9 protein-coding genes are annotated in these 8675 nt (G+C 64.9%); 5 read left to right on the forward strand and 4 right to left on the reverse strand.

The features are described from left to right. Together VN856_RS24645 and VN856_RS24650 are read left to right on the forward strand one after the other, a co-directional pair. Window positions 1-285 (forward strand): acyl-CoA dehydrogenase family protein (locus VN856_RS24645; protein WP_325694221.1); only part of this gene is annotated, 285 nt, incomplete at its 5' end. Window positions 286-317: 32 nt separating this feature from the next. Then, a complete protein-coding gene (locus VN856_RS24650; protein ID WP_325694223.1) occupies window positions 318-1523 on the forward strand; it encodes an acyl-CoA dehydrogenase family protein in 1206 nt (401 codons plus the stop codon). Window positions 1524-1528: 5 nt separating this feature from the next. Here VN856_RS24650 and VN856_RS24655 read toward each other — a convergent pair whose 3' ends face one another. From VN856_RS24655 to VN856_RS24670, 4 genes are read right to left on the reverse strand one after another with little or no spacing between them, the layout of a single operon-like run. Further along, window positions 1529-2719, reverse strand: a complete 1191-nt coding sequence (locus VN856_RS24655) for a cytochrome P450 (protein WP_325694225.1) — start codon at window positions 2717-2719, stop codon at window positions 1529-1531. Continuing rightward, window positions 2719-3657 carry a fumarylacetoacetate hydrolase family protein gene (locus VN856_RS24660; RefSeq protein WP_325694227.1) on the reverse strand — a complete coding sequence of 313 codons (939 nt, stop codon included), beginning with the start codon at window positions 3655-3657 and terminating at the stop codon, window positions 2719-2721. Before VN856_RS24660 ends, VN856_RS24655 begins: the two co-directional genes overlap by 1 nt. Beyond that, window positions 3654-4766, reverse strand: a complete 1113-nt coding sequence (locus VN856_RS24665) for a VOC family protein (RefSeq protein ID WP_325694229.1) — start codon at window positions 4764-4766, stop codon at window positions 3654-3656. The genes VN856_RS24660 and VN856_RS24665 overlap by 4 nt, the downstream gene beginning before the upstream one ends. Beyond that, the gene (locus tag VN856_RS24670) at window positions 4763-5395 is read right to left on the reverse strand and encodes a TetR/AcrR family transcriptional regulator (RefSeq protein WP_325694231.1); all 633 of its coding nucleotides are present in this window, start codon (window positions 5393-5395) and stop codon (window positions 4763-4765) included. Before VN856_RS24670 ends, VN856_RS24665 begins: the two co-directional genes overlap by 4 nt. 93 nt (window positions 5396-5488) lie before the next feature. On the opposite strand from VN856_RS24670, the gene VN856_RS24675 reads away from it, so the two are divergent. From VN856_RS24675 to VN856_RS24685, 3 genes are all read left to right on the forward strand, one after another. After that, complete coding sequence (locus VN856_RS24675) at window positions 5489-7027, forward strand: bifunctional 3-(3-hydroxy-phenyl)propionate/3-hydroxycinnamic acid hydroxylase (protein ID WP_325694233.1); 1539 nt, start codon at window positions 5489-5491, stop codon at window positions 7025-7027. Then, the gene (locus VN856_RS24680; protein ID WP_325694235.1) at window positions 7024-7896 is read left to right on the forward strand and encodes an alpha/beta fold hydrolase; all 873 of its coding nucleotides are present in this window, start codon (window positions 7024-7026) and stop codon (window positions 7894-7896) included. The genes VN856_RS24675 and VN856_RS24680 overlap by 4 nt, the downstream gene beginning before the upstream one ends. Beyond that, window positions 7893-8675, forward strand: a 783-nt coding sequence (locus VN856_RS24685; RefSeq protein WP_325694237.1) for a VOC family protein, incomplete at its 3' end; no start/stop codon positions are given. The genes VN856_RS24680 and VN856_RS24685, both read left to right, overlap by 4 nt.

An 8675-nucleotide genomic window follows, 5' to 3' on the forward strand; every position in this document is an offset into this window, starting at 1 on the left:
ATCGCTCATCGGCAGTCCGTCGCGTTCATGTGCGCCAACATCGCCATCGAACTCGATGGGCTGCGGTTGGTCACCTGGCGCGGTGCGGCGCGGGCCGAGCAGGGCCTGTCGTTCTGCCGCGAAGCCGCGTTGGCCAAGCGGCTCGGCGCCGACAAGGGCATGCAGATCGGCCTGGACGGCGTGCAGCTGCTCGGCGGCCACGGCTTCACCAAGGAGCACCCCGTCGAGCGCTGGTACCGCGACCTGAGGGTCCTCGGCGTCGCCGAGGGCGTCGTCGTCATCTAGTCCTTCATTTCACCGGCAACGAAAGACCAATCATGGCAATCAACTTGGAACTGCCCCGCAAGCTGCACGCGGTGATCGACAAGGCACACCAGGGCGGCGCGGAGATGATGCGGCCGATAGCCCGCAAATACGACCTCAAAGAGCACGCCTACCCGGTCGAGCTCGACACGCTGGCCGAGCTGTTCGCCGGCGCAGCCGAATCCAACACGGACATGGCCGGAGCCGATGGGCTTCGCAGCAGCGAAAGCAACGGGGAGAACCGCAACGGCGCCAACATGGCCGCGGCGCTGCAGGCGCTGGAGGCCAGCTGGGGCGACGCGGCAATGCTGCTGTCGATTCCCTTCCAGGGCCTCGGCAACGCGGCAGTCTCTGCGGTGGCCAACGACGAACAGCTAAAACGGCTGGGGCGGGTCTGGGCCGCAATGGCGATCACCGAACCCGGATTCGGCTCCGACTCGGCGGCGGTGTCCACCACCGCCAAGCTGGACGGCGACGAGTACGTGATCAACGGCGAAAAGATCTTCGTCACTGCGGGTTCGCGAGCCACCCACATCGTGGTCTGGGCGACACTGGACAAGTCCAAGGGACGCGCGGCGATCAAGTCGTTCATCGTGCCGCGCGAGCACCCCGGCGTCACCGTCGAGCGGCTCGAGAACAAACTGGGGATCAAAGGCTCTGACACCGCCGTGATCCGGTTCGAGAACGCCCGCATACCCAAGGACAATCTGCTGGGCAACCCCGAAATCGAGCCGGGCAAAGGCTTTTCCGGGGTAATGGAGACCTTCGACAACACCCGGCCGGTGGTGGCTGCCATGGCCGTCGGGATTGCCCGCGCCACTCTTGAAGAGCTGCGCAAGATCCTGACCAACGCCGGCGTGGAGATCTCCTACGACAAGCCCGCGCAGGTCCAGAGCGCCGCCGCGGCCGAGTTTCTCCGGATGGAGGCCGAGTGGGAGTCCAGCTACCAGCTGACTCTGCGGGCGGCGTGGCAGGCCGACAACAACATCCCTAACTCCAAAGAGGCTTCGATGTCGAAGGCCAAGGCCGGCCGGGTGGGCAGCGATATCACCCTCAAAGCCGTCGAATTGGTCGGCACCATCGGCTATTCGGAAGAGACTCTGCTGGAGAAGTGGGCGCGCGACTCGAAGATCATGGACATCTTCGAGGGCACCCAGCAGATCCAGCAGCTCGTGGTTGCGCGTCGGCTGTTGGGTCTGTCGTCGTCCGAGTTGAAGTAGGCGGCTCAGGCCGCGATCAGCTTGAGCGGCAAGCTTTCGTTTCGCCGGATGATGTTGTTGAGCGCCCACGTGGGTGGTGAGGTCAGCTCGATCCGGTCGACGCGCTCGACAAGTGCGTGCAGCATCGCCTGGGTCTCCATGCGTGCCAACCCTTGACCCGCACATGCATGGGCGCCCTGACCGAAGCCGAGTTGCCGGGTGGCGTCGCGGCGGATGTCGAAGGTGTCGGGTCGATCCCATTCGCTTTCGTCACGGTTGGCCGAGGCGTAGATGACCAGGACACGCGACCCAACCGGAATCCTGGTGTCGCCGATTGTCGTCTCCCGAACCGCTCTTCGTGAGAACGCACGCAGCGGCGACTCGTATCGGACGACCTCGTTGACCGCGTTGGGAATCAGATCGGGATTGCCCTTCAGGATCTCCCACTGCTCAGGAAAGATCGCGAACAAATGCAGCGCGCTGGAGATCGCGCTGATGGTCGTATCCAACGATGGGGCAACGTAATCGACCATCAGCGGATGGCACTCGCGGTGCGGCAGTCGCCCGTTGTCGGCCGCCACTAGCACGTCATGACCCAAGCTTCCCTCGATCACACTGCGGTGACGCACGACGCGGCGCGCAAAACGCAGCATCTGCACGCTCGACGGGGATGCCTTGAGGAAGCGCAGGTTGAGTGGACCCAGAATGTCGAACGTCGCTCCGCCCCAAGCGAGTAGATGCTCCCGCTGATCGCGCGGCCAACCCACCAGGTCGGGCACCACAGCAAGCGGTAGTGCGGTCGCAAGATCGGCCACACCGTCGATCTCGCCCTTGCCCAACGCGGCGTCGACGACGCGGGCCGCCTGCTCGTCCACAGTGTCGCTGATAGCCAGCAGCGCCCGCGGCAGTATGCGGTGCGCCACGAGTTTGCGCCGCTGATCATGTTCCGCGCCATCACTGTTCAATGTTGTGCCGCGGGACAATCTGTTGGTGATGACGTTGAGCGCTACTCCGCTACCGGAGACGAACGTCGCATCATCGCGCAGCACGGCCTTGCATTCGCCGAATCGCGGCAGCGCATAAACGCGGTGCCGCGGTAGCCACACCACCGATCCCAGCGCGCGCAGACGGGAATAGTGCGGATAAGGGTCGACGATCGCGTCGGTGGAGTAGATGTCGGGCCGATAGACGGCAACTCCGTTCGGTGGCGTGCGCATCACGCGTACCTCACCACGTTGCGCTGCGAGCCCAAGTCCAAGACGCCGTCGTCGGTCGCGACGGCGGCCTCGACAACGTCGCCGTTCCGCAGGTACTTCGGGTTTTTGGCCTGCCGGTTGAAAAACGCCTTCCACTTCATCGCGGGCGGTAGCAGCGAGCCGATGATCTCGATCGGCTTGGGCGGGGCGGACAGCGCAGTGCCGACCGGTGTCCCGGTCAAGACGAGATCACCGGCGTCGAGTCGTTGGAACCGCGCCAGGGCCTGCAATGCCTGCACCGGCGGATAAATCATGTCGCCGTCGACTTTCGCGTCCTGACGGACCTCGCCGTTGACTCGTAGCCGAAGACGTAAGTCGCCGAAGCGCTTGAGTTCGTCGGCATCCAGCAGCACCAGTGTCGGGCCGGCCGGCGTGAACGTCGGATACGACTTTGCTTCGTAGAACTGGGTTTTCGGGAGCTGAACATCGCGCGCGGAGACATCGTTGGTCACCACCAGGCCCGCGATGTAGTCGGACAATTGTGACGCGGAGATCTCGGTGCCAACGGGGATCGCGCGACCGATCACCAGTCCGATCTCCACCTCGTAGTCCAAGAACCGCACATGCGCGGGCCTGACGATGTCGCCGGCCGGTCCGGTGATCGACCCCGATGCCTTGCGGAAGAATGTCAGCGGAATCGACTTGGGGTCCATGCCGGCGTCTTTGACGTGCGAGGCGAAGTTGGTCATCTGCGCCACGACCCGGCAGGGTGCTGTCACCGGGGAGATCAGTGTGAGACTCTCGAGGGGCACAGTCGCTGACCCGGATGCCGCCGCGTCGATGGCGGCGCGGTCGGCCAACAGCTCGGCGGTGGTGGAGGCGTCCGTGTTGATTTTGACCGCCCCGCTTGTGGTGACGAGCCACCACGCGTCGGCGGTGCGGGCGACGGAACGGGTCATGACACGGCTACTTTCATCAGGCCGATCAGGCGGCGGACATCGAATTCGTTGTCAGCCCGAAGCGCACTGATCATCGATCGCGCTTCGTGGGGCAGGGATCGCGGGTTGGTGCCGAGGAAGTCCTTGGTGACCGGCGGTCCCCACTGGGCCAGCCCGGACCCGGTGAACGGCGCCCAGCCAGGTTCCAGCGTGCAGTCGAACATGTCGCCGTCGCTGAAGTGCTCGACCATAAAACCGTCCGGATCGCGCCAGTAGTCGAAGATCTGGCTGCCTTGGATGTGCCGGCCGATTCCCCAGGAGCGTTGGTAGCCAGCGTCTTTCAAGTACTCACCGCCGGCGGCCAGGGCATCGAGGTCACACACCTGATACGCCGAGTGGACGTAGCGGTTGGTCGGCCCCAACGCGACCGCGATGGTGTGGTGATCGGCGGGGGTCTGGCCGCGGTCGCAGCGAATGAAACTCATCGTCGGGCCGCGGTCACGCTGGCCGGGGAAGAACAGGAAGTCGCTGACGATCATGCCGAGCTGATCCAGGTACCAGTCCAGCGATTCGCGATACCTGGTCGTCTGCAGCACGACGTGGCCGAGGCGTTGCACCCGGGCGGGCTGTCGGGGTGGCCGCTGGGCTGCGTTGGCGCGCCGCAGCTCGGTCCCGAAGTTGAAGGTCTGCGCCGACTGAGCCGGCAACGCTTCGAGCTGACGAGTGCCCGCGACGACGCGAACCGGCATCCCGCTGGGGTCGACCAGATCCACCGCGAGCCCGCCGATCGTCTCGGGCAGGGCGTGCGTCGCCGCACCGTTGGCGTCGGCAAGCCGCAGCACATCCGCCTCGTCGACGGCCCGGAATGCGGCGCCGACGAATCGCGACGTTGGCCCGCGGCGGATGAGCACACACGGCGAGCCCGAATCGCTGCCACGCAACTGCAACTCGTCGCCGCTGCGCGACACAGTGGTGAAGCCGAACGCCTGCGCAAACGCTTCGGCACGAACCAGATCCGGCTTCTGAAATTCCAGCCACGCGAGATCGTGGACCTTGATCACCGGGTTCGACGACCGGCCGGGGTGCTCCCCCTTGCGCGCACCCTGCTCGCTGTGCGGCGTCGGCGTCACAGTCGACCGTCCTCGGCGATCAGCCGCAGCGCGGTGTCGTACAGCGCCCAAGCGTGCAGTTCGAAAAGCGCGAGCAAGTCCACCGCGTCGCCGTGAATCTCTCTGGCGATGAACAATCCGTCCGCGCCGGCGATCGCGTAGGTGACCAGTTGATGGACCTGAGCGTCAGTGAGATCCGGTGTGAACCCCCGCATGGTGTCGATCAACTGGTCAAAAGTCTGCGCTCGCAACTGGAGGAACATCGCGCGCGCCCGCGGCTCAACCGGGCGGCGTTCCAGCGACAGCATCAGGCCGAGCCGAATGAAGTCGGGCGAATCCAGCAGAGCCTTCGCGAGCTGCATTGCCAAGCCCACCAGGCGATCTTGCGGCGAGCCTTCAACGGGAACCTCCCAGGCCTTGAGCCAGTCCCCGAAGCTGCGCTCGATGACCGCCGCGATCAGGTCGTCCTTGTTCTTGAAATGCCAGTAGATCGAGCTGGCCGGCAACCCGCATTTGGCGCTGACCAGAGCGATGCTGGCGCCTTCGTAGCCGCGCTCGGCGGCAATCTCGGTCGCCGCGTCAAGGATGCGTTCACGCGACAGTTCTCCGTCGGCGCGTTTGCGCCGTTTCGGCTGCATCTTTTCGGCCAACTCAACTCCCAGTCGAATGTCTTGACTCTGTAGTGATCGTTACATTACCGTAGCGATCGTTACAGAACAAGCCCTCGACGATGCGAGCAAATTATGACCAGTGCGGACTCCTACGACGTCGCGGTGATCGGCTACGGCCCTACCGGTGCCACCGCCGCGAACCTTTTGGGCCAACTCGGTTTGAAAGTGCTCGTCGTAGAACGTGATCCCGATGTCTACAGTCGAGCCAGGGCCATCTCGACCGACGAAGAAGTCATGCGGATCTGGCAGTCGGTCGGGCTGGACGAGCGGCTGCAGCGCGACATGCTGCCCGACCGGCCGCTGACCTTTGTCGACGCCAACAATGTGCCGTTCATCGACTTGAAGGTCCACCCGCGCGGGGCCGGGCATCCACCGCAGCAGTTTCTGTATCAACCCGCGGTCGACCATGTCCTGCGGAACGGCGTCGAGCGATTTGCCGACGTCGACGTGCTGCTGGAACACGAATGCCTGCGCTTGCATCCCACAGACGACCGCGTCGAGTTGATGCTTGCCGACCTGCGGACCGACACGTTGAAGCGGCTGAACGCGGGCTATGTCATCGCCGCCGACGGCGGCTCGTCTCCGACCCGGGGCCAACTCGGCATTGGCTACACCGGGCGGACCTACAGCGAGCGCTGGGTTGTCATCGACACCAAGGTGCTGCGGGAGTGGGAAGGCCACGACAGGTTGCGCTTTCACTGCAATCCGGCTCGCCCGACCGTTGATTGTCCAACGCCCCTGGGCCACCACCGCTGGGAATACCCGGCGCACGCAGGCGAACTCGAGCAGGAGTTGCTCCGACACGACGCGATTTGGAAGGTGCTGAACGACCAGGGCATCACCGACGAGAACATCGAGATTCTGCGCGCCGTGATCTACAGCCACCACGTCCGCGTCGCCGACCGCTGGCGGGTCGGTCGAGTCTTCCTGGCCGGCGACGCTGCGCACGCGATGCCGCCGTGGATCGGCCAGGGCATGTCGGCCGGCGTTCGCGATGCCGCCAACCTGTGCTGGAAGCTCGCCGCCGTGTTGAAGGGGCAAGCTCCCGAGTCGCTGCTCGATACGTACCAAGTTGAACGCAAACCACACGTCACCGAGGTGACGCGCCGCGCCTGTCGCACGGGGCGGATCATCACCGAACGCAACCGGGCGATCGCCGTCGTGCGAAACCACCTGTTGCGCAACATTTTGCGAGTACCCGCGGTGAACGCCCAGCTGGACAAGTTCACCTGGATCCCCGAGGCGCGATTCCGGCAGGGTTTCTTGAGCTCCGTCCGGCACCGTGCAGTGGGATGGCAGGTCCCGCAGCCGTGGGTGAGCAACGCCGATGGCGTGCGAGTCCGCTTCGACGAGCTCCTGGGCGGGCGGTGGGCCATCGTGCATGTCGGACCGGTGCCACGCGGCAGCCAAGCCTGGGCAGACCTCGGCGTCCCGACCATCCCGATCGTTGAATCCACGCTCGTACGCTGGCTGCGGCGTAGGAGGGCAGCCGCCGCAGTGCTGCGACCCGACGGATTCATCTATGCCGCCGCCAAATCCGGACAACCGCTACCGCCGCCACCGACCGGTTACAGCTTGTCCGCATGCACCAGAACCGAGGCCAGCGCATGACCACGACCGCCCTACGCGAACAGACCGTCAACGTCGCCGGAAAGCCGATGTTCGTGGCCGAAGCCGGCGACGGGCTGCCCGTCGTCATGCTGCACGGCGGCGGGCCCGGCGCCTCCGGCGTCGCCAACTACTCCCGCAACATCGACTCTCTTGCAGAGCATTTCCGGGTGATCGTGCCCGATATGCCCGGTTATGGCCGCTCGGCCAAAGGCGTCGACCAGTCCGATCCGTTCGGCTACCTCGCCGACATGATCCGCGGCCTGCTCGACGAACTCGGAATCGGCACAGCGTGTTTGGTCGGCAACTCCTACGGCGGTGCGGCCGCGCTGCGGCTAGCCCTGGATACACCCCAGCGGGTCGGCAAGCTCGTCCTGATGGGGCCGGGCGGCATCGGCACAACCCGACGCGCCCCAACTGCCGGGCTCAAGAGCCTGCTGTCGTACTACGTGGGCGACGGGCCCAGCCGCGACAAGCTGGCGGCATTCATCCGCAATTACCTTGTCTACGACGGCGCCTGCGTGCCCGACAGTCTGATCGACACCCGATACGCGGCCTCAGTCGATCCCGAGGTGGTCGCCGACCCGCCGCTGCGTCGCCCGTCCGGACCGACGGCGCTGCGCACGCTGTGGCGAATGGACCTCACCCGAGACCAGCGCCTCAAGCATCTGCAGACACCGACATTGGTGTTGTGGGGTCGCGACGACAAGGTCAATCGGCCGTCCGGCGGGCCGATGCTGGCCAACCTGATGCCCAACGCCGAGCTGGTCATGACCTCGCGCACCGGCCATTGGATGCAGTGGGAACGAGCCGAGCTATTCAATCGGATGGCCGTCGACTTTCTCAGTGCACCATCAGTGTTCGACCGATGAACATCTTCGGCAGCGTCCACCTGGGCTATATCGTCGTCGAGACCGACAGGTTTACCGACTGGCGGCGGTTCGGTCACGACGCCATCGGCATGCACGTGGACCATATCGGGCGCGGTGTGATGCGATTTCGACTCGACGACAACCAATGCCGGTTTTTGTTGCGGCGCGGTCCCGCCGAGGACGTCACCGCCCTCGGGTGGCAGGTCGACGACCATCGCACGTTCGACGAAATCCTCGCCCGGGTAACTCATCATGGTGTGCCGGTTAGCGAGGGAACCACGGAGGAGGCCGGGCTGCGCGGCGTCGAGCGTCTGGTCCGGTTCCCCGGCCCGAACGGCCTGGCTCAAGAGTTGTTCACCCGACCCCTCATGGGTGACGCGCCGCTGAATATGGCGGTCCGCGGGGGCTTTGTCATCGGCGAAGCCGGAATCGGCCATGTCGCCGTGCCATCCACGAAGCCCCATCAGATGCGCGGGTATTACGACACCGTGTTCGATGCTCGGCTCACCGACTTCATCGACGAAACCATCAGTGGTCTCAAGTTCAAGATCCGCTTCCTACGGGTCAACCAGCGGCACCACTCCATCGCGATCGCCGCGGTCAACCGACTGCCGATCAACCCGATCCGCACCCGCGTTCAGCACGTCAACATTCAGGTTGCCGACCTCGACGACATGATCGCGTCTTACCAACGGGTGAAAGACCTCGGATTTCAACTGGCACTGGACGTTGGTCAACACACCAACGACCGCGAACTGTCCTACTACGCCGTCACACCG

Origin of the sequence: Mycobacterium sp. (assembly GCF_035603715.1) — a bacterium.
In the GTDB taxonomy this organism is placed as follows: Bacteria; Actinomycetota; Actinomycetes; order Mycobacteriales; family Mycobacteriaceae; genus Mycobacterium.